Source organism: Psychrobacillus glaciei, assembly GCF_008973485.1.
Lineage (GTDB): Bacteria > Bacillota > Bacilli > Bacillales_A > Planococcaceae > Psychrobacillus > Psychrobacillus glaciei.
In genome coordinates, this window is record NZ_CP031223.1 from 2184415 (window position 1) to 2209280 (window position 24866).

Genomic DNA, 24866 nt, shown 5'->3' on the forward strand with positions numbered 1-24866 from the left:
AACCGTCAAGTAGAATTGAACACTTTTTGCTAATTTAGATTGAACACTTTTGCCTAAAATAAATTCTGCCGGTTTTTCATCCGATAACTGTCTCCATTCATGTGTACTACCTCCACACGATGTAAAAGGCGATCTAAAATAGCTGTAGTAATTCCTTCATCTCCCATTAACTCTCCCCATTGATCTGGACTCTTATTAGATGTTAAGATAATTGAACTTTGTTCATAAAGATGATTGATCATTTGGAAGAACAGATTTGCCTCACGTTGATCCATTGCCATGTACATTAAATCATCAATAATAACTAAATCAGAAGCTCTTAATCGTTTCATCTGCACCTGTGATTTATGTGCAAATTCTTCTGTTTTAAGTAATTGAATTAATTCTCCCATGGTCACAAAGTACACTTGAAACCCTTTATTAATCGCCTCAATGCCTAAGCCTACGGCTAAGTGTGTTTTCCCTACTCCTGGTGGTCCTAATAAGATCAAATTATACTGTTGTTCCAGCCAATTTATTTCTTGGAGTTGAGTAAGTTGGCGTTCGCTTAAAGAATTTTGTGCTTCAATACTAAATTCCAGTAGGGTTTTCTGATAAGGGAATCGTGCCCACTTCAATCGTCTTTCTACACTTTTAGCTTCTCTTTTCTTTAATTCAAAGTGGGTGATGGCCTCTAGGAATTCCAAATAGGTCCAGGAAGATTTTTCAGCTTCGCGAAGGAGCTGTGGGAGCTCCTCTGCTGTTTCAGCTAACCGTAATTGTTTGAAATGGCTCTGAATTTCTTTTACGGTATGATTCAAGAAACATCGCCTCCTAAAATGCTTGTGTAAGTACTTAAAGGGCGTGTTTCTACTGGTATATCGGCTTTATTAATCGGCCGTTTCTCGTGTGCTATAGAAACTAATGGTTCCTGCTGAGATTGTTTTTTTAAGTAAAGTACAACGTCTTTAAAATCATTCGCGCTATACATGTTTTCTTTGATGCATTTCTCAAGTGCCTTATCTAACCAGGTTGAATCATTTATCGAAACTGAACGGAAAATTTCTAAATGATCCCGACGATAACGCGGGTATTTCTCCAGCACTTTCTCTATGTACACTTTAGCTTTCTCTTCATTTTCAAATGCTGATAGAAGCCCATTTTTTAACGCCTCGATACCTTTAGAACGATCCCTACCATGATTTCTATTCTTTATAAGAATACCTTTTTCCTTGCTGATTATATGTTTGGCTATGACTTCGCGATTCTTACTACTTCTGATAATTAACTGCTTGTCATTTGAACCCTTTATTTCAATGAATACCTGATTATTTCCTTTTGTTTTGTAAGTACCTATCGGCACGGAGTATCGATTAGACTCAAATCTAACCGTGTTGTCCTTCATTACATTTCTTGATATACTTGACTCATTCATACTTTCTATTGAAAGTAGGCTAGAGACCGGTTGTAAGTGTTGCTTTTCGAGGAGAAACACTTCTACTGGTCTTTTTTTCGTTGTGTAATGTACATTGTGATTTCCAGTACGTTCTAGCCACTGAAGTGCTCGTTCATTCCAGTCATCAATATCTTTAAAAACTCGACTATCTGCGAAGTTTCCTTTGATAAATTTGACAACATTTTCAATCATTCCTTTTGATTCTGGATCTGCCTTGCGACATAGATGAACCCGAAAATTTCGTTCTTTAACATACGACTGAAAGTCGGTAGTTAGAATTAAATCACCAGCGTTCTCGCTAACTGACAGTAAGTGATCCTGGTCGTATACTATTTCATTTGGCATTCCACCATAAAAATGAAAGGCATTTTCATGGCAGCGAATCGCATCTCTTGTTGTAAAAGGACGATCTTGCCATTCCATGTATTTCTGGCGTGAATGTGCCAAAACAAATGCGATAAAGTAAAGTTTTATTTCTCTTTTACTCACTGTTTTCTGCTTTGTTTCTCCCCAGTCAACTTGCATTTGTTTCCCCATAGGCTGTTGTTGTATTGCCTCATACTGTCTAATTTGAGCAGTCTTTTCAATTTGATATTTCTCTCTCACTTCTTGGACATATAATCGAACCGTACTGTCCCCAATCTCTAGATTTGGAAACTTTTCTAATAACCAATCTTTAATCTGAGCCGCACTTAAGTGTGGATACTCTTCCAACCAGGCAACTATCCAATCCAGATGCACATCTAATTTCTTCTTCCTTGTTTTATATTCTTCAAATTGTTGTAAAGCCTCTTCAAAGCTCATATCTAAATATTTATAGACTGTCGTTCGAGATATTTTAAACTGATTTGCGATTTGAGAAACTGTTAAATTTCTTTTAGCGAGTTGATGAATTTCTAAATAAAGCACTAATTTTCCCTCCACTTGTCTGACCCCCAATAAACGAATATATCTAGTTTACTGAAAATCTATTAGATTAGCGAAAGTGTTCAATGTTATTTAGCAGAAACTGTTCATTTTATTTTAGCGTTTACACCATTTATTAACGAAGGATGTTTCTCGTTAAAATAAAATAGTTATATTCATAGTCCTTATTGAAACTTTATTTATTGTTTCTTCGTTGATATTATTAATGCCGGGAATCTATGAAATAATTTGGGATTTTATTAAAAATTCATCGGGGGGATATTATGAGAACTTTCATTTATATGCTGAGACACGGAGATTCACCAAAAAAAGGAAATGAAAGAAAACGAGGCTTAACTGAAAAAGGAAAATTAGACGCTCAAAGAATATCTGATGTTTTAAAGGATGAAGGGATTAACACTGTCATCTCAAGTCCATACACTCGATCAATATTAACTGTGGAGCCGTTAGCTAAACAAATAGGACAAGAAATTTTAGTATTTGAAGACTTAAAGGAAAGAATTTTTTCGGCTGAAGACGAGCGAATATCTGATAATGATTTATATCCTTTATTGGAAAAATCGTATTTGGAGCCAAATTTCGCTTTAGATGGAGGAGAAACGAATACAGATTGTCAAAATAGAGCTGTAAAAGTTTTAGAAGAAATATTAAATACTTATATAGGGAAAAAAGTAGGAATTGGCACTCACGGATTAGTAATGACTTTGATGATGGGATACTATGATTTAAATTATGATTTGACCTTTTTACATAGCTCATCAAAACCTGATATTTATAGAATGGAGTTTAATGGACAGGAATTAGTTGAGGTTAAGAGACTACGGTAAATATCATAGTCTCAATGTAAAATAAATTCCTCTTTATCTTTAGATTGCTAAATCTTGCAATGATCGGTGCTTTACTTTATTAAGGAATAAGGCCTTGTTCTGTTGTTCCACTAAATGGGCAACATTTCCTGTAATAAATTAAAAATACTATATATTGGCGGAAAAGGTAAAAAATGAATTGCGATGATATATGTAACTAAGCCTCCCAATAATCTCTCTTGTCTCAATGAAGTAATACTGTTGATAATATTATTTATAGAGAAAATAGGATTCAAAGTTTGAAGTCCTTTTGAATGTTTTCTTATTGAACTAGAGCTATCTCGTTATTTTTAACAACATAGTGATTGAAGTTCCTTCTCTCCCTACCTCTTCAAAACCTAAGGTACGGTAGAGTTCTATAGTATTCGTATTATTACCATCAACACTTAATGATAATGCTTTAAAGCTATTACTTCTCGCTTCTCCGATTATTGAATGCATTAATTTAGTACCTAATCCCTTTCCCCTTACTTCTTTTTTAATAGCAATTCCTAATTCTGGCGTATCATCGTTCACGTAGCCATACCCACGTTCTTCCCTGCGAAATAATCTATACCATACTGCACCTACAGGGGTTCCTGCATTATCAACCGCTATTAACGCTTTATCACCTTTTCGACCCCAGTTTTGGTGGTATTTCTTTAATTCATCTGTATATAGTAGTTCATCTAGTGGTGGTTTTTTCGCTATTTCTTAGTGAATTGACTCTTAAAGCATCTCCATTAAAAAACTCTTTTCATTATTTTTTATGTATCTAATTTCAAACAACTGCATCCCCCCTAGAACTTACACCCTATTTTTTAAAAGCTAATTTTACCGATGTATTAATTTCTTCTATAAACACACCAGTTGGATCAATGGCCAATAGTTCTTCTTTTAAATGCTCTTCAAATGAAGTAACATTTTCTCCAAGAAAGCGTTTAGAACCATAAGAAGTCGAATAGTGATTCCCGATTATAGAATTGATTGTCCAATATAGTTCATAGGGTGGAATTTGATGAACTTCTAAATCGAATTTTGAATTTGCTATTATTTCCTGATGTGTGATTTCTGGATGGGAATAAATCGTATTACCAGCTCTTCTTTCATTTCCGTACCAATGGTCTACTACATCTCTCACTTTCTTTTGCCATGGCAAGAGAACTCCAGTTGGAGAAAAATTGTCTATAATAGCTATACCACCTCCATCAGAAATCATTTCATATAAATGATCTAGAACGACTGGTCTATCCATCCAGTGAAAAGCCTTGGCAATAGTGACCATTCTGAACTCATCCTTGAATTTGCTTTTATATTTTTCAACATCCCCAATAAACCGCTCTGTATTTTCAATCCGATATTCTCTGCTAAGAGTTTGTGCTAGTTGAATCATCTCAGGTTCCATGTCAACTCCAACTATTTTTTCAAACCAATCAGTTAATCTTAAAGCTAATCTACCATCTCCGCAGCCTAAATCTAACATTTGGCCACTTCCATCCAAATTAAATCTAGTTATTAAAAACCTTATCAAGGAAGCAGGATATATTGGCCTATATCGTGAATAATATAATGCTGCACCCTTGAATAGATCCTCACCGTAATTTGCCAATAAATAATTCCCTCCTAAATTCTAGAAATGATTGTAGCTAGTTAACGTGATGTTGGACTGTCTATTTTCCATTTCATTAGATTAATTACTAATCGACTTTTCCTTTAGCTCTTTTCATATATTATATTCACCTACTATTTTTATTCCTTCAGCAAGATTCCAGTATTGCTAAAGTTCCAACTAATTTATAATTCACTATTAAAAGAATTCAATGACCTCTATAATTATATAGACAATATATATCGGAGTGATAATTGGAAATATCAAAGATAGTGAAACATGTCTCTTACTTTCAGGGAAAAAGCATTATTTAACCATCACAATAAAACCCGAAAAATCTGTTGTAAATTCATTTTTCCTAACAAATCCAAGTTTTTCATATAAATGAATAGCTCGTTCATTAAACTTCGCTACAGTTAATCTAATGGGTATACCAGAATGGTTGTTTTCTATATGACTTAAAATAAATGAGCAAAATTCAAAACCGTTACCTTGACCTACCAGTTTCGGATTCATACCTAACCCAATATCCACGCAGTCATCTGAATAGACACCAAATTGGTTTCCAACTGGAACTTGCGCAGATTCCCCAATGCAAAAAAATCCTAACAATGTTTGTTTATCAATAACAAGCGCATAGTAAAAACCATCTAGTAATTCTTTAATAGATTCATCTGTCAATTCATTATTATAGAAATCATATGGTTGCTCGTATTTCCAACCAAGTATTTTTTTTGCTATCTGCTCACTCATATGTTCAATACTAATTTCCAACTTTACACCTCCTATTAGTAATGTGATCCATCCATTTTTTTGAAGCTCCCAAGAACAAACTGTTTCACTTGAAAAAGATTGATACAATAATAAAACCGACGATTAATACAAGAATAAGTAACCCTGTACTTTTCCAACCCATATCCATAAAACTACCACTACTTGCTCGATTAAAAGCATCATTTAAATTCCCAATTGGATTCCTTTTCAATTCTTCTAATCTTAATCTTTCTCTTCTATTTTCAGGTGTTTCCTTGTCTGTATTCATCTGAAAACCTCCTTTTTATGAAGAAAAAAACTCCATAGGTTCTTTACAATGCTTATATCCATTTCGCTTATAATAATCAATGCTATCATCACTTGGCCAAACAATGATAAATTCATACTTCTTCCTCTCTACCCATTCATTTATCGTTGTGATCAATTTACTTCCTATTCCCTTGTTTCTAAAGCCCTCGACTGTATAGACATTTGTCATAAATGCAAATGGATTAGTTATCCTTCCAGGACGTGGTACTTTTTGTATTAATTCTATGTAGATATGAGATACGATTTTTGAGTTTTCCTCTGCAACCCAAATAAACCAGGTTTCACTATCGAGAGCCTTCACTAAAAAGTCATGACACTCTAATTTAAATGCTTCGAAATCGCTCTCATCAAATATTTTAGTTTGATAGTCTTCTAATGTGAAATCCCATCTCATTTGAATCAACTGGTTAATGTCTTTTCTTTCAGCGAGCCTAATATTCATTATTTCCCCCTCTTTTTCTATTAGGTTTAAGAATTTTTCAAAAAATGCAATACTTCTCCAACAAACTTATTCGTTTCCTCTAATTCGGGGAAATGAGCACTGTGGTTAAACAATTTCCATTCACTGTTTGCAAGATTTCTATTAATAATAGTAGAGATAGGAATCCCTGTATTTCTATCATGAACTCCAGTAATAAGTAATGTTTTATGTGGAATACTTTGAAGTCTTTCAAATAAAGGTGTTTCTACTGGAATTTCCTGTAACGCTTCAAGCATCAGACCTGTATTATGCAAATTGCTTTCCTTTGCCAACTCTCTGTAATTTCTAGCAATATCTTGATCTACAAAGAATAATCGGTCAACTGTATTACTATCTACAATTTCCCAAACCGCTTTATATTTATTTTCTATCGAAGTATTTTCACCAAGTATTTCTTCTATTTTATTTACTAAGGAAGATTCTGCAATCGAGACGAAACCAGCTATTTGTATCATATATTGCGTCTTTAAAGCTATTAAGCTTGGCCCAGATAGCACTATTTTGTTAATAATAGTTGGAAGTGCATAACTAAATTCAAGTGCTAGTTCCCCACCAAATGAGTATCCTAATAAATCAACTTTCTTGATATCCATCCATTAAAGAATTTTCTTGAAGTCATCTATTAATTCATGAATTGAATATGCATTATCCGAGTTAGGTTTTTCACTTCTTCCGCATCCACGCTGTTCGTAATATACAACTGTTCTTTCCTTAGCAAGATATGGACCAACAGTTCGTTCAAAAGTATATAGGTTTCCTCCTGGACCACCATGAATAATAATTAATGGGATCGTATTATTTTCTTTCCCTTCAATTTTTATCCAGTGTTGGATTTCATTGATAACTACGTGGTATTCACCATTTTCAGTTTTCATATGTACTCCTTCTTTAATATTAATAATGTGAAATATTATGCATTAGTAATTCAAAATAAATGGTACTATTACAATAAAAACTACCGTATTTTCTTCGTTAAAAACCCTCTTTTTACTAAACCTTTACCAAAGGAAGGAACAGTATTTCTACATTGTGATTAACCCCATTAATAATTTTTCAATAAAATTCAAACTCTAGATAAAGACATAAGTATCTATTGGAATTAGTAATATAAAAAATGTCAAAACTAATAAAAACGCTTGTTTATATTTCAGATGGTAATACAAAGCTAATGAATTTATAAAAATTAGAAATACGCATAGACTCATAAACCATAATGATTTCACAAAATTTACCTCATGTTTTAATAATGCAACTTTAAGTTCATTTTCTGTTGTGGCTTCGATGACAAATTTCTCTTTTTGTAAAAAAAATTTTTTGACTAGAGTTATTTTGTCTTGATTTTCGTATTGAAGTGAATAACCACCCGGATAAAAATCTAGAAAAAATGAAATTGCTGCAATGAAAATAGCAATTAACGTTAAATACAAAGTAAACAATCTAAGTTATTTATTAGAAAAATTTCTGTCCAACAACGAATTACCCCCTTTTCAAAATCACTTATGTCATTTTATCCACTTATAAGCCCGATTGTATGTTTTTCTTAAACCTAGTTATATTTATAATATTCTTCAACTTATGTAGAAAAACCTTTTTTTGCAAAGAAGATTATCCCTACATTAAATCGTTACCTGGAGCGTGGTGTTTAAGGAATGCGTAATTAGAGAGATAATAATTACGACAAAAAAATAAACTCTCTAAGAAGTAAACTCAGGAGTTTTTTTGTAAATTTTTTAAATATTTAAAATTGGATTTCAGTGAAGTAATGGTGCAACTATTAAAAGAATTAAGGAACAAGAAACCAGCGAGATACTCACTCTTTTAAACAATTTTATTCGTCCGTCTCCTTTGTAATATCCAGAGAATTGTAGCTTATTTCTATAGAGCACGGAAAACACTATAAAAATCGATAAACCTGGTAGAAGACCTAAATAAGAATTACCTAAATCAACTCTGAAAAATCCGTAAATATTATTTACTATCCCCCCCATGAAAGCACCCAAAATACCGAGTAACAAAATAAGTCGAATTAATTCTAAAATTATTCTCAAACTAATCCCTCCAACTTTATGAACTAAGTACTCTCAAAAATGTTTTGTACAATTATAAAGATCACAACTCCACTTTGACCGTATGTTTTCTAGAATGGTTACGGATGTATTTTCAATGTATGTCGTTGGAAACATTTCGGGAAGCAATTGTTGTAAAGTAAGTCCTATTAATGCACCATGGCTTACTACGAGTATTCGCTTGTCTTTATATGTAATCACCGCTTCTTCTAAAAATTCGGAACCCCTTTTAGCCACTTTTTCAAATTTCTCCATACCTAAATCTATTTCTCTCCAATTACTTCCCCATTTTTGAAGTCGTTCTTCTTCAGTTGTTCCTTCTATTTCCCCACAATTAATTTCACGAATTCTCTGGTCATAAATAGAAATAGACGTATTAAACTTATTTGCGATTATTTGTGCAGTTTCTTTTGCACGTGATAAATCACTTGAAATGATGACATCCCATTTCTCCTCTAGAGAAAGCCTCTCCGCCAATGCTTGGGCTTGTTTTATACCAACTCGATTTAAAGGGATATCAGAAATCCCTTGTGCTCTACTAAGTTCATTCCATTCTGTAATTCCATGCCTTACTAACCCTACTTTTGTCATGTTTTTTCACCTACTACTTTATTTTTTGCTCATCAAAAAAATCGTTACTTTTTATCTTTAATTTCTGAAAGAAGTTCTGTTACACAATCGTTTTGTTTTACAATAGTTTTTCAATTCTACTTATAGAAAATAGCATAAAAACAAATAAGGTAATCAGCAAGCCTATAATAAAGGACATTTCGAATTACCTCCTCAATTGATCAGATTAAAACTTACCAATATTATACACTAATTCCAACCTTACTTTTGTAATAAACTTCTTATGACCGATGGAAATATTGTAAGAACAAACCTATTCCAACTTAAATGTTGCGTACTATAAATATTTTGCGTTTTGAACACACTATCTTCCGATTCGGTTCCTCTTCAAATAAATAGATGAATCTTAGCCTTCACTGGAACCTTTAGATTACAATTCTAGAAAGTTTTCTTTGAGGCAAAAGAAAAAGCACCCAATAGGATGCTTGAAGTTAAATTTTTTGTTTAATTCTATTAAGTTCCATTTCATGCAAATGGGATTTTTCCAATAATTAAGCTGTTTTTGTCTCTATTGTTGCTACAGTTTCCGTAGCATGAACTGTTAGTTGGCTAAATTGATAACTAACATCATTTAATTTGCTTTTAATACTATTAAGTAGTGCATTTCCCTTAAAATTGTTCTGGGTATTCTTCTTTTAACTTTTTGCGCAACTCATTTAGTATTGGTTCGTTAAAAATTTGGTGTTCTTCAAGCAGTAGTTTATAACCAGGAACCGGATTGTTAGAATTTATTAAACGAAGCGCTTCTGCAAAATTCACAGCACTATCTATATTGTATCCCGGCGATTTCTTCGCTTCTACTTCAACAACATCTGAATATTTCAGTGCTTTTTCAGTATCAAATAAAAGATAAATCTCCGCTAATTGCATTATATTTGCTAAATACATTCGATTTTCCTTATCTTGTATTTCGATATTTAATAAATTTATTGCATTTTCATACAATCCTTGTTCCAAATAGATTTGTACTAAAAGCGTATTTGCGTATTCAATATCTTCGGTAAAGCCTTCGTTTGTTATTTCAGTTAATAATTTTTCTGCTTCATTATATCGATGTTCTAAAATTGCACTTGAAACTAGAGCAAATTTCTCGGTTACCTCGTCCTCTTTCAATTGAAGTTTTTTTAAGAACGTTTGTTGAAATTCATTTAAACTTATACTGGTCACTTGTTCAAGGTTTTTATAAAAGTCATCCACTGTTTTTGAAAGGAGTAATTTTGGAATTATCGCTGACCCATAATCATTAACTAATGCTTTCACTGCAAAATAGCTTTGAAGATATGGATTATAATTTTCTCTTGCTGCATGAAAACTATCACTCGAGTCGAGCAAATGAAAATCAGCAATATCTTTTAATTCGGTTGTACTACTTATTTGTCTATTCTGATATCCTATTAATACACAAACCCCTTCATTAAACCATAAAGGGACTTGTTCAGCTCTTTGATCAAGATGGTTGGTCTTAGAATACTGCTGAATTCTGTAATGTGTATATTCATGTATTAGATTTTCCTTCCAATCATCATTAGGATCTGTATTTATTTTAAGTACATGAATAGACTTGTTAAAATAATCATAATAACCAGTAACATCATTAATATTTGAGTCTGCTTGGAGACTGGTAGGATCATTATAAATTTCTATAGTTAAATGGTCTTTTAGTTCGCTTCCAAAAAGTTTATCCATAAATGGTTTCTTTTCCAAAAGCAAAGCTTCAAACTTATCAACAGTATCTCTATTTTTCGGATGAAACACATATGTAATTCCTTGTCTTTTCTGTTTTATAACATCTTTCTGAGTAGATGGATAAGTAAATAAATTAAATATATGATGTGTTTTCTCACTAAAAGTTGGATTTTCTAAGGTGTTTTCCATAGCAGTATTTGTTATGGTAAATAGAATAATGAGCAAAGCTAAGAACAGGGTACCTAATAGTTGGCCCCCCACTTCCATTCTATTATAGAGCTTCCACTTTAATATCTTACCTTTCACCAGCCCATATATACATACAAAGAAAATAACAGCATTCAGAGTAAATAAAACAATACCTAATATAATACCGTTTTTCAAAGATAGATTAAATAATAGTACGTAGCTTGTGATATATAGGAAGATAAATAAAATCAATGTAGCTACTAATTTCAAAAATGTTTTCATAGTGTTCTCCAGTTCATATGTCATTCATCATTTATTTAGATAAGATTTAGACATATAGTAAGCACTTACGGTAAATAACTGGTTTATCTCTCCGTTAGCAATCATGCATTCTATATCATTTAAATCGACCAAATGCACATCAATAAATTCTGTAGGATCTAATTCTTGCTCAAACGCTTTATATGCATCTACAATTAAAAATGTGATTACTTTATTCGTTTGTGTTGCAGGATTGACATAAAACTCACCTAATAAGATAGGTTCCTTTTCCGTAATAAAGCCTGTTTCTTCTCTTACTTCTCTTAATATAGCATTCTCATAGGATTCATTTCCCTCAGGCTTACCTGCTGGAATCTCTAAAAAGAAATCTTGTGCTGCATATCTATACTGTTTGACGAGTACAATCTGCTTCTCTTTTGTGAGAACGATGGCATTTACCCAATCTGCGTATTCATTGACATAATAATTCTCTATTATTTGCCCATTTGGAAGCTCACAATCATCTTTCCGTAAATTTCCGAATGGAGTTTTAAAGACATAACTTGAATTTATTGTTTTCCAACTGTTCATCTATTTATCCCCTCTATTATCTTTGTTTTCTAATGAAGCTCTTTTCCACATTCCGAACAATACTTTGCATCTAGTTCAGATGGATGCCCACAATTAGAACAATAATGACCAGAATCCGAGAGTCCCTCTTTTAATCCTTGACCTACAACTCTCATTTTATTTCTTAAAAGATCTTCGTCTAATTTTGTTATATTAGCTCGATAAGCAAACGCTGTTAGGATAACCCCAACAAATATGACAGGCATTGCAACAAAACCTACCCAGAAATATTCTGGTCCTTCCGATGAGGTCGAAGTAAATAAATCGTAGAAGTAAAAGGCCAACCCTGCAATACCAATCAAGAAGATAAATGGACCGATAAATTTCATTCTCATACCTCCGAATTATCAATATAAGTTAAGGTTTAGAAAAACTCGTATAGTCCACCATCAAAATAATCAAATTCTTCTTTTGTTATTGTTCGAAGTCCATATCCTTTATAAAATGCATTTAACATCTTTTCATTGTTTCGAATAGATCGGATGGCTAAAGCAATATCATACCGGGGGTCTCCAAATGCTGAACCAGCTAAATCAATAAACGTGCGTACTCTTCCATTTGAAACAAGAATATTATCTATGGTGCAGTCACCATGGATCAACGTTTGCTCGAACGGAACAGGTTTATGCCTTTTCAAATTATCCAGTAATGGTTGATCCCCATCTACATCGTAGTTTTGTAAGTTATATGTAGCTTTTTCCAATTGTTCATCCAGCCAAGATTCTTTTGTAACCCACGATGTTGGCGGTTTTGTTTCATGCAATTGCTTTAAAAGCGCGCCGAAACATTCGAGAAGATCATATCTTTCTTTATCTGATTCTACTTTTAGAAGCGCTTCCCTTAGTGGAATTCCATTTTCTAGACTCATTAGTAAATAACTCTCATCATTATTTTCAACAAATTGATAGAAAGTTGGAATAGGTAAGTTTGTTTCCTCATTCCAATGCTTCATTATCCTCGCTTCCTCTAATAGCCATTCCCTGTACAGAGATGTTTGTGCAACTTTACAAACAAACTGACCATTATCCGTATGTAAAAAAATCACTTCTGATGTAGCACCTTGTCTTTTAGGAAATGAAAAAGAATGTACTTTACCTATAATTGCTCCAAACTGTTCCAGAATGACTGGGTTAAATGATTTGTTCATAACAGACTCCTTTTAAATCGTTTTGGTACATAAAAATAAGTGAATACATATCATGCAATGAATGTGCAAACCAACACATTACAATTGTTAAGAGGCAGGTTGAGTTATGGATTCTTCTATTGACTACACTTCACCATCCACCCAGTTCACCTTTGATGTAAATAAAAGTCCATTCTTTAAAAAAGATAACTATAACTTTATGAATGTTTTAGGGGTTCAACAATTAAATACATTGGAAAATACATCTTTATTAGATATTTTTCTTAGTGCAGACAATATTATAGAACCACATTACCACCCAAATGCTGCAGAGTTAGTGTATTGTATTTCTGGTGCAATAACTGTATCCATACTGAACCCATTTACAAAACAATTTCAAAACTATGCGATTACACCTGGCCAAGTGGCGAACGTCCCTCAAGGTTGGTGGCATTATCAAATGGCTACCGAGGATCGTACACATATATTAGCCATTTTCAATGCGCCAACACCAGAAGTCATTCTAGGTTCCGATATTTTGAAATTAACCCCGTCAAGTATTATGGCGTACACCTATGGCATGGAAAAAAGTCAATGGAAAAAAGCGATTGCTCCAGTTATGCCTTCGACTTATATCGGTCCACCGAAGAACTGGAACCAAACTGGAGATAGTAATTCGCAAAATTATGCAAATAGCTTAAATCAGTACGGTAATCCAGGCTATACAATTCAAGAATTTGATCCCTATAACAACCCATCTAATTAATATAGACTACTCATTACGCTACTTCTTCTTCTGTAGCACCTTCGATGGCAGACCTAATAAAATAAATACAGGACAAATAAAATGGATAAATAATGAGTTGACCAAAAATAATAAGTCCAGATGCTGGTGAAGGGACATCTCCTCTATATGTTATTGGAAAAAGTGTTGCAAAAATAAAGAGAAAGATGATTAAATATGGAAGCCAAAGAATAGATGACCAATACTTTGACTTTTTATCTTGCATCCACTTTTTATCAAACATATAAACTAGTATAGTTAATAATAAAAATCCAAAAATATGTAATACTGCGGTTATTAGACTTATTGAACTCACTTCCCATCCACTTAATCGCAAAATTCGATAAAAGTTAAGTTGAAGTTCAAATGAAGCAAAAAGAAAAAACGCATATATAGCACTAACAATATTTAACTTCCAAAAATAATTAATTTATAAGACCCCTTTTCATCTACAATAATTATTTTTTCACAATGGAAATCTGAGTTGTGTCTAATCCTAATCTTTCTTTTAACTCATCAGTAATTGAAAAGGAAATAGTTGTACCACTATTAACTTCTAAATACTGATACTGAATCGCAGTTACAACTGTCCCATCCCTCCAATTTGTTACTGTTGGGTTTGGATTAAAGTCTTGCATATGTTTTTCATATCTTCCACTAATTTCACCTTTGCTATATATTTCAACTGGTAGAGCATTATTAGCAGGTTGTCTTTCAGATAAAGAAATCTCAATATTATTTTCTTGAATCTCTATTTTCCCATCCTTAGGCATTATTTGACCGTTTACTTCTAAAGTGTATTCCAATTGTTTTTTTGCCAATACAACTAATTCTTTATCACTTAAATAATCTAATGCATCTAGACTGAATTGTTGAAAGTAAGTTATTTGTTCTCCTGCATATTTCAGGTTTATTTGAGTTGAATTCAACTTGGTTAACAATTCATCATTTTCTTTTTCTAATTTTTTGATTTGAGCTTCTTGCGCTTCTATTAATAATTGATCTTCGTTTAATGTTTCATTATTTCCATTCACACTAGTATTCTCACAACTGAATAATATAATCGATACTCCTATCATCGCCATAATGATAACTTTCTTCTTCAAGCATAACCCTCCCCCTTATTCAACTTCAAATGACTTTACGATAAATGCGGTATGTATAAGCATTCCACTCTTCGTTTAATTCTTTCCAGTGTATGATTTTCCATGGATTGAAGAAGGTTTGACCGTTTTTATTGAAAAATAAATGCTCACCTATGTGATAGGCTGCATGTTGAATCATGCCTCCATCATTTATCCATGTAACTACATCACCTTCTTGTAATGCTTCTTCTTCTATTATGGAATAGCGGGCATTTTTAAGACCTATTATAAAAGTACCTTGGTGCACCCATTCGTGAATCATCCAATCATTTCTCTTCAAATGATTACTAACTGCATAAATGGTTGCAGCTAAACAGTTGGCACCAGCTTCAGTTGAAAAAGAATTCGCATATTTCTTCAAATGAGCAGGAATATTAACTGGAACTTCTGAGCTGTCCCAACTATCCCATTCAAGAGCGTATGCTTGAATCGCATTCTTCTTGTTTGAAACGGACAACCTTTTCCACATATCATTTTGAAGAACAACATATTGCTCTCCCTTCTGTTTCACAAGATATTCTATAGGAACTTCATCTGGTATTGAGAATAATGAAAGCGGAAGTATTAAACCTCTGCCCATTTCTACTTGAATATGGAACAGAGCTAATTTAACTTCCAGATTAAGATTTGTTATCCAATCAGGTTGAGCTACAATAACGTACTGAATATCATTAGAAATTCTCCAATACTCGTAACTATTTACTAACTGAATCTGTGAGTAGGAGGCATGATTGAAAAATTCAGCTTTAGGAATGACTAATATTTCATGTAAATAATCTTCCAAATTTAGTAAGTCCTCTTCTCGCAAGAAAAATAAATCTTCTTCCGGTACATATTTTTCAATCCAAAGATCTATTTGTTCTTGTAATGGCTGTATTTGAATTTTCATTTTATAAACTCCCCTTATATAAAAATTAAGTATTGCAACTTCATCGATCTAGTTTTTCAATAGCTTTTGAGATGAAAAATAAGCGAATGAAGCGATGAGTATTGTTCCTGTTAAATACAACGTGGTGCTTCTACCAAAAATAGTTGCTGAATCTGAAGACGTTTTTTGTAAATAAAAATCGGGAGTATAAAACATTGTGAGTAGCAAACCTGAGAATACTTGAAACGCCAAAAGCAATAAAGCAAATATTAATATAAATATAAAATATTTTTTCATTTTTCTCACTCCTCGTGATAACTTCTACGGAACAGCTTGGGCAATGGTTTCACTTTTCATTGGATTACTTTACCTAAAATAGTAATTTTGTTACTGACCATATTAGAGCTATAGGCAGGATATCTTGTAGTTATGTATATGAACTATTTATGTTAACTGTCATCTTCTATTAGTAAGCCACGGCTGTTGATTAACCACTTTCTCACATAAAATAATTGTAAGAAAAGCATAAAAGTCTCCATTTGCACTTATACGTTTTCGGTTCGCTTTGACGAAAGGATCTCCACATCATAAGCGTTGAAAAGGGATTGGTGAATATTTGTCCGTAGCTTCCCTAAAACGCTCATGAGAAAAATGCTTAGTGGGAGAATGAGAGAATAGCTGTCGTTCTACAGAGGTTGCAAGTTCCCGAAGATGCAATTTCGAGAAGTCTACACTTCTTTACAATGCGTTCCTTGTTTATTATTGCAAAGAATTACGACTCATATGGAGATACTGTGTAAAAAAATGATACTTTCTTTCATATCGAAAAAGTGGAAACACTTTAGAGAAGGGCTAAGCAGCCAAAATTGCATCTTTGGCTGCTTCTTCTATGAATAGGAAAGTGGATCTTATTTAATTCCCAAAAGCTTTGGCACTTGGCTTATTTGTACTTGCGGAGAGCGACAGATGAATAACTACCACACAATTAACGTAAAAAATGCGGAGGAATGCGACAAAGTCACAACCTTCCGCATTCAGCAATCTGGGTAATGGTGCAGTAATCGTTCAGTCCAAAGCAATCCAAAGGCTACAATATACCTGTGCCATGTTTTATCACTAAATTACCTAGTAAATTACTGGATATTTTCAATTAATCAACACATGTGATTAAATGTTAAAATAATTCTCCTATCATCGCGTCACAACTGTGCCACTTTTAGCTTTTGCTTCGATTCGACGATTGTGTAAGATTGGCTCAGTGTACCCATTAGGCTGTTTACAACCATTGAATACGAGGTCGCAAGCTGCCGAGAACGCAACCGAATCAGTGAAGTTTGGTGCCATTGAACGATATAATGGATCTTCGGCATTCTGCTCATCAACGATTTGCGCCATGCGTTTCATCGTTTCTAAAACTTGCTCTTCCGTACAAATTCCTTGATGTAACCAGTTAGCAATGTGTTGACTAGAAATCCGTAATGTTGCACGGTCCTCCATCAAATCAATATTATTAATATCTGGTACTTTGGAACAACCAACTCCTTGATCAATCCAACGTACAACATATCCAAAAATACCTTGTGTATTGTTATCAAGCTCTTGTTGAATTTCTTCTGCTGACCAGTTCATATTTTCAGCTAGTGGTAGTTGTAATATATCATCTTGAAGATCCTGTGAGCTTGAAATTTCCTTTTGTACTTCATTTACATCTATTTGATGGTAATGTAAAGCATGTAATGTTGCAGCTGTTGGTGAAGGTACCCACGCAGTATTTGCTCCTGCTTTCGGGTGGGCAACTTTTTGTTCTAACATTGCCGACATTAGATCAGGCATTGCCCACATTCCCTTACCGATTTGAGCATGACCTGGTAGTCCACAATCAATCCCGACAACCACGTTAGACGTTTCATATGATTTTAACCAAGTTGCGTTTTTCATATCATTTTTACGAATCACGGCTCCTGCTTCCATTGATGTATGAATTTCATCACCCGTTCGGTCAAGAAATCCAGTGTTAATGAACGCAATTCTTTCTTTTACCTCAAAGATACATGCTTTTAAGTTAAGAGATGTGCGGCGTTCCTCATCCATTACACCGATTTTGATCGTGTAGCGAGGTAAGTCTAATATATCTTCTATGCGATTGAATAATCTGTTTGCAAATGCTACCTCTTTAGATCCATGCATTTTTGGTTTTACAATATAGATAGAGTTGTGATTAGAGTTTTTAAAAGGTACATCTTCTTTCAAATTGTGTTTCGCTATTAGTGCTGTAAGTACGCCATCCATAATGCCTTCTGGAACTTCTTCTTCATTTTTATCTAAAATTGCACTGTTAGTCATTAAATGCCCTACATTTCGAACGAACATAAGTGAACGTCCAGGTAAAGTAACCGTTTCACCATTCGGAGAAGTGTAAGTTCGATCAGGATTTAATGTACGCGTGAAAGTATTATTTCCTCTTTCAAAAGAAGAAGTTAGGTTACCTTTCATTAACCCCAGCCAATTGCGATAAACATGTACTTTATCTTCTGCATCAACTGCAGCGATAGAATCCTCACAATCCATAAGGGTCGAAAGTGCTGCTTCTAAATATACGTCTTTAACACCTGCCAAGTCTTCTTTTCCAATTCGATGATCTCGGTCAATTTGGATTTCAATATGCAACCCGTTATTTGCTAGCAAAATGGCCGTTGGAGCATCAGGTAATCCCTGAAAACCTGAGAAATTCAACTCATTTTTTAGTTCTGTTTTTATGCCATTACTAAGTGTGGCACATAATTTCCCATCAACAATTTCATATTTTTCAACCTCTGTATGTGAAACATCGACTAATGCTACAGCTTCATCAAGGAATTTTTTTGCGAAAGCAATCACTTTGGCACCGCGTACTGGATTGTAGCCTTTTCCTGCTTCCGCTCCATCTTCATTACTAATCACATCTGTTCCGTATAATGCATCATAAAGGCTGCCCCAACGCGCATTTGCCGCATTTAAAGCATAACGAGCATTATCCAGCGGTACAACTAACTGTGGTCCAGCCTGTGTAGCTACTTCACGATCTACATTTCTAGTCGAAATTTTAAAATCTTCTGCCCTTGGCTCTAGATAGCCAATTTCTTGCAAGAAAGATTTATACTGGTCAAATTTGAATGTCTCTTTATGCTCTCTATGCCACTTATTAATCGACATTTGCAATTGCATACGTTCATCTAATAATTGTTTATTTGCCGGAGATAATTCATGAATAAGTGCGTCGAAACCGGACCAGAAATTAGCTTGATCTATCTCTAGACCAGGTATCGCCTCTAAATTTATAAAATCATAAAATAGTTCTGAAACTTGAAGATTCCCGACCTTAATATATTTTTGCATGCGTTACATCCTCCTTAAGTTTTGAAAATAACTGCTGTTAATAAATCAACATATGAATAACAATCACAAAAGTAATTGTCTGTTCTTGTTAATGGAAGTCTTATATTTCATGTGATTTTTCTATTTTCCCATATCTAAATTAACTTCAAATTTATCCCAATTAATTAATTTCTCCATAAAAATTGATATAAATACACCTACAATGAGACCATTTGTAATTAGTGGTTGCAAAAGGACTGGAACACTACCGAATAGTGCTGGCGGGATATTCATAATACTGACTCCAATTAGCACTGGGCCTGCTATGCGGAAAATTGTTATAGAGTTGAACAAGGTTCCTTTTAAACTGTTTAACGAAGTTCCAAACAATTGAAGGTAAGCAACAAATAAAACAGCATTTCCAACTGTTAACGGCATAGTTCCTAAAAAGCCCACAAATGATGGAATAAATCCGAGTGACATAAACATGAAGCCACTAATAATGAATGGCGCTCTTTTTAATAAATTTGTGCTTTCTAAAAACCCAATTGTAGAAGTGAATGGCGTAAAAGGTACTAAGCCAAAAATCGCAGAGATTAATCCAAAAGAACCCGTAACAAAAATGGATCTCCTATATTGATTATCTTTTACCTCTTCCTTATATAATTCAGCAGTAGCCTTAATGGACGCAAAAGAATTCGTTAAATTCAATATACCTGCTACGAATGTTACGAAAATAATTCCATACTCCAAGTTTGGAGCCCCAAACGGAAAAATGGTGAATGATATGCTTCCAGAGCTTGAGATTGGAAGATCTGTTGGGAAAATGATTCGGTATAAAACCCATCCTACGATTATACCAATTAGAATGGAGAAATTCCCCATTCCTTTTCCGCCTTTTATTTTTAAAAGACTTACGAATATAACAACACCAATGGAAAATAAACTAACAGATAAATCGATAGTTCCATTTTCGCATATTTTAAGCATCCCTTTGAAGAAAATAAAAATAAGATGGAATGTTAATAAGAATATATAAACACTTATCACCATTGGCGTTACTATTTTCTGAACTATAGAAATGAGATTAAATAGTGCAACCAGAACCGTTACAGCTCCCGCCAGAATAATCCCTGTTGCAATACCACCTCCGACAGTCGCAAAATCTAGGCCGAGTGCAGAGGCGGATATGCCCATATTTAATAACAATCCCCACATAAGCCCAGAATGACCCTCCATTAATGGAAAACGGTGTCCAACCCATGCTTGTAGAATACAAGCCAGCCCAGTGAAAATAAAGGAGTATCTGATGATCATTTCGATTATTTCCGTCGGAAGCTGGAACGCAGCTCCAACAGAAATCGGAACGACAAGTGTGTTAGCAAATATAAAAAATAGCCACTGAAATGAGGCCAATGTTGTAACAGTAGCCTCTTGCTTTATCATGTTAATCATCAGAGCCTCCGAAATCTAGTCAGTATCCTAATATTTTGTTATATCCATTGGTAATGAACCCGCAGCAAATCCAACAAACATAAATCGACTATTTCCTGTATTGCGCATCCCATGAATTTGGTTAGGCTTCGCCAATAATACCATCCCTTGTTTTATCGGGATTTCATTCTCTAGGTCAGGAAAATAAGTTCCTTCCCCCTCCATACATACCCACATATCATCAACATTTGAGTGGGAGTGTATATAAACTTCCTGTCCTGGTTCAAGACACCAAATCGCTCCAACTGTTTTGTCTGTCTCATAGAAATAGTTTTTCTGTGGTTCATTTAGGTCAAACTTTGCTATTTTGTCAATTTCAAAAACTCTTTCCTTCATTATTTCATCTAGGCTTGTCAAAGTTGCTTTTTTTCCCAATCCAAATCGCTCCTTTTTTATTAAACATAATACTCTCTGATTCCCTCTGGCACTCTCAGAATTCATACAAAATCAGGGAATCCTACGACGAAAATATCTGTTGAATATTCAATATACATATATGTTCTATTCTGTAAGATGAAGTCTATTTCAACATAAAACAGAAGGCGTCAAGCTATGTTTCATCCACTTAACGCCACCCTTGCTTGAATCTTTCATTTGAGCAACCTTCTTATAATTCAACATCACGATTACAATCTTTAGAGTAGACATATGTTAAATTTTCTCTCCCGATTGCATAAGCTGCTTGATGCACGTATGGACCCATGAAAATATAATCGCCCTTCTTTACCGGAACCCATTTGTTGTCTAGATTATACATTCCTTCCCCAGTCAATAAATATGCTCCATGTTCTTGCACATGTGTTTCAATAAACGGATGACTTGCCGCAGGATCAAATGAAAGAATGTGGAAGTTCATATCAAAGTCTATATCTGTAGGTAAAAGATCTTTCAGATGAACATTGTGCATTCCATCATAAATTTGATATTCTATCTTATTTGCATGATTTGAAACTACCCATGGTTTTCTGCCTTTTAATGGACGATATTTCTGTTTATATAGAAATAGTTTAGATTCCGTATCTTTCAGATTTTCTAAATACATTTTCGTTCCAGGGGGACAGTATAAATAGCCGCTCTCATTTAGAACAAATTCTTGGTCGCCTGCAGAAGCTTTAATTTCACCTTCAATAACATAAACGAATGTCTCTACATCCACTTGACCGCCAAATCCATCGCTATTCCTTCCTCCTATTTTCATTGTTACAACATAATCGACAAAGCTTGCTCCAAGTTTAGGTGAGCCCAAAATAGAAATAATACAATTCTCAAATCCTGGAATAACATTATTTACTAAACCTTCTGGTGCAATTAATGCATATTTACCATGTTCTATGATTGATCTGCTTGCTAATAAATCTTTAGGATAACCCATTATTAAAACTCCCTTTTTATCTTTAATTTTTATATGCTAAGTCATAAAGAGTAGTTATCAGTGCTTTAACCCCTTCAACTAGATCTGCAGGATCTGTATATTCTGATGGATTATGACTAATACCATCTCTGCTTGGAACAAACAACATTGCAGTCGGAACAGTTTTGGCGAAAATTTGGGCATCATGTCCTGCTCCGCTATGCATTAGTTTATAATTTAAGTTATTTTTAACACATTGACGCTCTATGATTTCTACAATCCTCGAATCCATTGGTACAGGATCGGCATCTAGCCACATATTTATGGTTGTTTCTACTTCATGTTCTTTTGAATATTTTTTTATATTTGTAGTAAGTATCTCCGTAAACTGAATGATTGCATTTTTGTCAATATGACGTATATCTACAGTGAAAATAACTTTACCAGGTATAACATTTACAATATTTGGATTGACCTCTATTTTACCTACCGTCATTACTAACGGATCACCTAGTTGCTTAGCCAAACGAATTAACTCATAAATCATATGACTAGCTGCATAAACAGCATCTTTACGGTATCCCATTGGTGTAGTGCCTGCATGGTTCGCTTCTCCTATTACTTCAATCGTATAACGCCTTTGCCCGACAATGCTATGTACAACTCCTACAGATTTCTTTTCGGTCTCTAGAACATTGCCTTGTTCAACATGTACTTCCACGAAAGCTATCAAATCCGAACGAGGTGCTTTTGATTCGTCTTTGAAAGCAAAACCTGCTTCATTCATTGCTTTTACGAATGGAACTCCATTAAAGTCCGAAATTAACTCTACATCTTTCCGGTTTGCAGTACCAACTATATTCTGGGAACCCCAGAAAGCATAAGGGAAACGACTTCCTTCCTCTTCTGCTAAGGACACAACTTCGAGATTTCGTAACGGCTGTCCATAATGTTTCTTTAAATAATTTACCGCAAGAACACTTGCCACTATTCCAAATTGTCCGTCATATAATCCTCCATTTGTAACTGTGTCAATATGTGAACCAGTAAGAATCGTTTTAGTTGTATCATTACCTTTTACTATTCCGCTAAGATTTCCAATTTCGTCGAATTGTACTTCCAAACCTTCTTCTTCCATCCAGTCTTTCAGAGCGTCCTGGGCTTCACTCCATGCTTTTGAATAGAGTAACCGAGTAATTCCTCCTGACGGGTCTCTTCCAAATTCGCCTAACCACTCGAGTCTGGCGGAGATCTCTTCTGCCAAATTCTCCAAGTCTAGCATTCCTTTACTATTGATTAAATCTTGCATTTCTTTCATCTCCCTTATCTCAATAATACTTTCTCGAGTATGAGTTACTAAAATAAGAATCTCTTAAGCTTCTATCTTATATTTTAAGGGTTTTCAAATAATTAATCATTATCACAATTAAACAAAAACTCTATCGTTACTTGTTTAATTGTGATAATTCACTCATCTAATTTTTTCAGGAGTTGTAATATATCCATTATCAAAGACCAAATTTCCGTTAACAATGGTTGTTGTTACCATCCCTTTAAATGTTCTTCCTACATAGGGTGATTGTTTGTGGCGGTAGAACAAGTCTTTTTCTTCCAACACGAAGCTTTCGTTTAGATCAATGAGGGTTAAATCAGCATCACTGTCTACCAAAATAGAACCTTTATGAGGATAAAGTCCAAAACGCTTAGCTGGATTTGTAGCCAATAATTCAACAATTTTTTCCAGTGGTAGTGATCGATTAAAATATCCCTCTGTTAACATAACATTCAGAGTAGATTGCGCCCCTGAAATACCTCCCCAGGCTTTAAAGTAGTCACCGTTAACTACTTCCTTCATTGATGGAGGTGCTGGCGAATGGTCGGAAGCAATGACATCAATTTCACCTTTTGCAACGGCCAACCATAAATCTTCTATTTCATTTTTATCTCGAAGTGGCGGACAGCATTTTGCCACTCCTCCTTTCTCCTCCAAGTCTTTTATAGTTAAAGATAAATAATGGGGGCATGTTTCAACTGTAATATCTACACCTCGTAGTTTTGCTTCACTAATTTCTTTTACTACTTTTCGACTGCTAGCATGAACAATGTGAATCCTACAGCCTGTTGCTTCAGCATAAGATATAATCCTTCTTACCGCTTCAATTTCTGAAATAATGGGTCTAGATTCTACAAAATCCTTGGCAGATCTTTTATTTTGACTTTGTTTCTCTTCAGCTAGCTGATCACAAATAACCGTACTCTCTGCGTGAACAGCTAAGAGAGAGCCAATAGAAGCAATTTCAGACATCCCTTTAAAGATAGTAATATCATCAACATGATTAAAATCTGTAATCCCACTCGGAGACATGAAAGCTTTAAATCCAATGACACCATTTTCATGTAACTCTTTGATATCCTTAATATTTTCTGGAACTAGCCCACCCCAAAAACGATAATTTACAACCGCCTTTTCTTCGGAAGCAGCACGCTTTAACTCTAAATTTTCCTTATTAATAGTTGGAGGTGTACTATTTAAAGGCATATCAAAGTAAGTCGTTACTCCTCCCGCTGCTAAACTTCTACTCCCAGTTTCAATACCTTCCCATTCCGTTCTGCCCGGCTCATTAAAGTGAACATGAGTATCGATTATTCCTGGCAGGATATGCTTTCCATCAGCCTTAATTTCTTTATTCGCAGTAGCTTCAAGTGTTTTCCCTACAGAAATCTCTTTTATCTTTCCATCTGAAATAGCTATATCACCTTGAACAATCGAATCTGCAGTGACAATATTTCCATTTCTAATAATTAGATCATACATAGCCATAAGCAGTTCCCCCTTTGATATTAGCTCTCATAAACTATTAACTAACAATTCCTCTCAATAATGAGGGGAATTGTTAGACTT

Annotated in this window: 26 protein-coding genes; 2 read left to right on the forward strand and 24 right to left on the reverse strand. The window is 34.2% G+C overall.

Annotated features, from left to right (window positions below; genetic code table 11):
- Positions 1–53: 53 nt before the first annotated feature.
- Positions 54–800: an IS21-like element helper ATPase IstB gene (istB, locus tag PB01_RS10135; RefSeq protein ID WP_151698978.1), complete on the reverse strand. Its 747-nt coding sequence runs from the start codon at positions 798–800 to the stop codon at positions 54–56.
- A complete protein-coding gene (gene istA / locus PB01_RS10140) occupies positions 797–2344 on the reverse strand; it encodes an IS21 family transposase (RefSeq protein WP_225986247.1) in 1548 nt (515 codons plus the stop codon). The genes istB and istA overlap by 4 nt, the downstream gene beginning before the upstream one ends.
- A 281-nt stretch (positions 2345–2625) precedes the next feature.
- Between istA and PB01_RS10145 the strand changes: the two genes are divergently transcribed.
- On the forward strand, positions 2626–3189 hold the full coding sequence (locus PB01_RS10145) for a histidine phosphatase family protein (protein ID WP_151700102.1): 564 nt from the start codon (positions 2626–2628) through the stop codon (positions 3187–3189).
- Between the two features lie 315 nt (positions 3190–3504).
- Here the strand turns inward: PB01_RS10145 and PB01_RS10150 are convergent, their stop codons facing one another.
- The 12 genes from PB01_RS10150 to PB01_RS10210 all read right to left on the reverse strand — a co-directional run bounded on the left by PB01_RS10150 (position 3505) and on the right by PB01_RS10210 (position 12989).
- The gene (locus PB01_RS10150; protein ID WP_225986265.1) at positions 3505–3918 is read right to left on the reverse strand and encodes a GNAT family N-acetyltransferase; all 414 of its coding nucleotides are present in this window, start codon (positions 3916–3918) and stop codon (positions 3505–3507) included.
- Positions 3919–4021: 103 nt separating this feature from the next.
- Positions 4022–4816: a class I SAM-dependent methyltransferase gene (locus tag PB01_RS10155; protein ID WP_151700103.1), complete on the reverse strand. Its 795-nt coding sequence runs from the start codon at positions 4814–4816 to the stop codon at positions 4022–4024.
- 306 nt (positions 4817–5122) lie between these two features.
- Positions 5123–5590, reverse strand: coding sequence for a GNAT family N-acetyltransferase (locus tag PB01_RS10160; RefSeq protein WP_151700104.1), 468 nt, complete (start codon positions 5588–5590; stop codon positions 5123–5125).
- Positions 5591–5654: 64 nt separating this feature from the next.
- Positions 5655–5858 carry a DUF6366 family protein gene (locus PB01_RS10165; RefSeq protein ID WP_151700105.1) on the reverse strand — a complete coding sequence of 68 codons (204 nt, stop codon included), beginning with the start codon at positions 5856–5858 and terminating at the stop codon, positions 5655–5657.
- 15 nt (positions 5859–5873) lie between these two features.
- Positions 5874–6341 carry a GNAT family N-acetyltransferase gene (locus PB01_RS10170; RefSeq protein ID WP_151700106.1) on the reverse strand — a complete coding sequence of 156 codons (468 nt, stop codon included), beginning with the start codon at positions 6339–6341 and terminating at the stop codon, positions 5874–5876.
- A gap of 26 nt (positions 6342–6367) precedes the next feature.
- Positions 6368–6973: an alpha/beta fold hydrolase gene (locus PB01_RS10175; RefSeq protein ID WP_151700107.1), complete on the reverse strand. Its 606-nt coding sequence runs from the start codon at positions 6971–6973 to the stop codon at positions 6368–6370.
- A gap of 3 nt (positions 6974–6976) precedes the next feature.
- Positions 6977–7255: an alpha/beta fold hydrolase gene (locus PB01_RS10180; RefSeq protein WP_151700108.1), complete on the reverse strand. Its 279-nt coding sequence runs from the start codon at positions 7253–7255 to the stop codon at positions 6977–6979.
- A gap of 1206 nt (positions 7256–8461) precedes the next feature.
- Positions 8462–9037: a histidine phosphatase family protein gene (locus PB01_RS10190; protein WP_151700110.1), complete on the reverse strand. Its 576-nt coding sequence runs from the start codon at positions 9035–9037 to the stop codon at positions 8462–8464.
- 648 nt (positions 9038–9685) lie between these two features.
- Positions 9686–11233, reverse strand: a complete 1548-nt coding sequence (locus PB01_RS10195; protein ID WP_192797333.1) for a peptidase MA family metallohydrolase — start codon at positions 11231–11233, stop codon at positions 9686–9688.
- Between the two features lie 27 nt (positions 11234–11260).
- Positions 11261–11803: an NUDIX hydrolase gene (locus tag PB01_RS10200; protein WP_151700112.1), complete on the reverse strand. Its 543-nt coding sequence runs from the start codon at positions 11801–11803 to the stop codon at positions 11261–11263.
- A gap of 29 nt (positions 11804–11832) precedes the next feature.
- Entirely contained in the window at positions 11833–12171 is a 339-nt protein-coding gene (locus PB01_RS10205) for a zinc ribbon domain-containing protein (RefSeq protein ID WP_192797334.1), read from the reverse strand.
- A gap of 35 nt (positions 12172–12206) precedes the next feature.
- The gene (locus PB01_RS10210; protein ID WP_151700114.1) at positions 12207–12989 is read right to left on the reverse strand and encodes an aminoglycoside phosphotransferase family protein; all 783 of its coding nucleotides are present in this window, start codon (positions 12987–12989) and stop codon (positions 12207–12209) included.
- Between the two features lie 106 nt (positions 12990–13095).
- Between PB01_RS10210 and PB01_RS10215 the strand changes: the two genes are divergently transcribed.
- Positions 13096–13734: a cupin domain-containing protein gene (locus tag PB01_RS10215; protein ID WP_151700115.1), complete on the forward strand. Its 639-nt coding sequence runs from the start codon at positions 13096–13098 to the stop codon at positions 13732–13734.
- A gap of 13 nt (positions 13735–13747) precedes the next feature.
- On the opposite strand, the gene PB01_RS10220 is transcribed toward PB01_RS10215, so the two are convergent.
- From PB01_RS10220 to PB01_RS10265, 10 genes are all read right to left on the reverse strand, one after another.
- Positions 13748–14068: a hypothetical protein gene (locus tag PB01_RS10220; RefSeq protein ID WP_151700116.1), complete on the reverse strand. Its 321-nt coding sequence runs from the start codon at positions 14066–14068 to the stop codon at positions 13748–13750.
- A 142-nt stretch (positions 14069–14210) separates the two neighbouring features.
- Positions 14211–14858, reverse strand: coding sequence for a hypothetical protein (locus PB01_RS10225; RefSeq protein ID WP_151700117.1), 648 nt, complete (start codon positions 14856–14858; stop codon positions 14211–14213).
- A gap of 25 nt (positions 14859–14883) precedes the next feature.
- Positions 14884–15786, reverse strand: coding sequence for a hypothetical protein (locus tag PB01_RS10230; protein WP_151700118.1), 903 nt, complete (start codon positions 15784–15786; stop codon positions 14884–14886).
- Positions 15787–15834: 48 nt separating this feature from the next.
- Positions 15835–16062, reverse strand: coding sequence for a hypothetical protein (locus PB01_RS10235; protein WP_151700119.1), 228 nt, complete (start codon positions 16060–16062; stop codon positions 15835–15837).
- 894 nt (positions 16063–16956) lie between these two features.
- Positions 16957–19140 (reverse strand): malate synthase G, encoded by a 2184-nt coding sequence (locus PB01_RS10240; RefSeq protein WP_151700120.1) that lies wholly within the window; start codon positions 19138–19140, stop codon positions 16957–16959.
- Positions 19141–19260: 120 nt separating this feature from the next.
- Positions 19261–20574: a uracil/xanthine transporter gene (locus PB01_RS10245; RefSeq protein WP_225986000.1), complete on the reverse strand. Its 1314-nt coding sequence runs from the start codon at positions 20572–20574 to the stop codon at positions 19261–19263.
- Between the two features lie 27 nt (positions 20575–20601).
- Positions 20602–20988, reverse strand: coding sequence for a cupin domain-containing protein (locus tag PB01_RS10250; protein WP_225986001.1), 387 nt, complete (start codon positions 20986–20988; stop codon positions 20602–20604).
- A 232-nt stretch (positions 20989–21220) separates the two neighbouring features.
- Complete coding sequence (allE, locus tag PB01_RS10255) at positions 21221–21985, reverse strand: (S)-ureidoglycine aminohydrolase (RefSeq protein WP_151700121.1); 765 nt, start codon at positions 21983–21985, stop codon at positions 21221–21223.
- 22 nt (positions 21986–22007) lie between these two features.
- Complete coding sequence (allC, locus tag PB01_RS10260) at positions 22008–23273, reverse strand: allantoate deiminase (RefSeq protein WP_151700122.1); 1266 nt, start codon at positions 23271–23273, stop codon at positions 22008–22010.
- Between the two features lie 162 nt (positions 23274–23435).
- Entirely contained in the window at positions 23436–24785 is a 1350-nt protein-coding gene (locus PB01_RS10265) for an allantoinase (RefSeq protein WP_151700123.1), read from the reverse strand.
- Between the last annotated feature and the right edge of the window lie 81 nt (positions 24786–24866).

Excerpts from the sequence above, each read along its gene's own strand:
- PB01_RS10145 (WP_151700102.1), top strand. The coding sequence starts at position 2,626 with ATGAGAACTTTCATTTATATGCTGAGACACGGAGATTCACCAAAAAAA.
- PB01_RS10165 (WP_151700105.1), bottom strand. The coding sequence starts at position 5,858 with ATGAATACAGACAAGGAAACACCTGAAAATAGAAGAGAAAGATTAAGA.
- PB01_RS10170 (WP_151700106.1), bottom strand. The coding sequence starts at position 6,341 with ATGAATATTAGGCTCGCTGAAAGAAAAGACATTAACCAGTTGATTCAA.
- PB01_RS10175 (WP_151700107.1), bottom strand. The coding sequence starts at position 6,973 with ATGGATATCAAGAAAGTTGATTTATTAGGATACTCATTTGGTGGGGAA.
- PB01_RS10180 (WP_151700108.1), bottom strand. The coding sequence starts at position 7,255 with ATGAAAACTGAAAATGGTGAATACCACGTAGTTATCAATGAAATCCAA.
- PB01_RS10190 (WP_151700110.1), bottom strand. The coding sequence starts at position 9,037 with ATGACAAAAGTAGGGTTAGTAAGGCATGGAATTACAGAATGGAATGAA.
- PB01_RS10195 (WP_192797333.1), bottom strand. The coding sequence starts at position 11,233 with ATGAAAACATTTTTGAAATTAGTAGCTACATTGATTTTATTTATCTTC.
- PB01_RS10200 (WP_151700112.1), bottom strand. The coding sequence starts at position 11,803 with ATGAACAGTTGGAAAACAATAAATTCAAGTTATGTCTTTAAAACTCCA.
- PB01_RS10205 (WP_192797334.1), bottom strand. The coding sequence starts at position 12,171 with ATGAAATTTATCGGTCCATTTATCTTCTTGATTGGTATTGCAGGGTTG.
- PB01_RS10210 (WP_151700114.1), bottom strand. The coding sequence starts at position 12,989 with ATGAACAAATCATTTAACCCAGTCATTCTGGAACAGTTTGGAGCAATT.
- PB01_RS10215 (WP_151700115.1), top strand. The coding sequence starts at position 13,096 with ATGGATTCTTCTATTGACTACACTTCACCATCCACCCAGTTCACCTTT.
- PB01_RS10230 (WP_151700118.1), bottom strand. The coding sequence starts at position 15,786 with ATGAAAATTCAAATACAGCCATTACAAGAACAAATAGATCTTTGGATT.
- PB01_RS10235 (WP_151700119.1), bottom strand. The coding sequence starts at position 16,062 with ATGAAAAAATATTTTATATTTATATTAATATTTGCTTTATTGCTTTTG.
- PB01_RS10240 (WP_151700120.1), bottom strand. The coding sequence starts at position 19,140 with ATGCAAAAATATATTAAGGTCGGGAATCTTCAAGTTTCAGAACTATTT.
- PB01_RS10245 (WP_225986000.1), bottom strand. The coding sequence starts at position 20,574 with ATGATTAACATGATAAAGCAAGAGGCTACTGTTACAACATTGGCCTCA.
- allE (WP_151700121.1), bottom strand. The coding sequence starts at position 21,985 with ATGGGTTATCCTAAAGATTTATTAGCAAGCAGATCAATCATAGAACAT.
- allC (WP_151700122.1), bottom strand. The coding sequence starts at position 23,273 with ATGCAAGATTTAATCAATAGTAAAGGAATGCTAGACTTGGAGAATTTG.
- PB01_RS10265 (WP_151700123.1), bottom strand. The coding sequence starts at position 24,785 with ATGGCTATGTATGATCTAATTATTAGAAATGGAAATATTGTCACTGCA.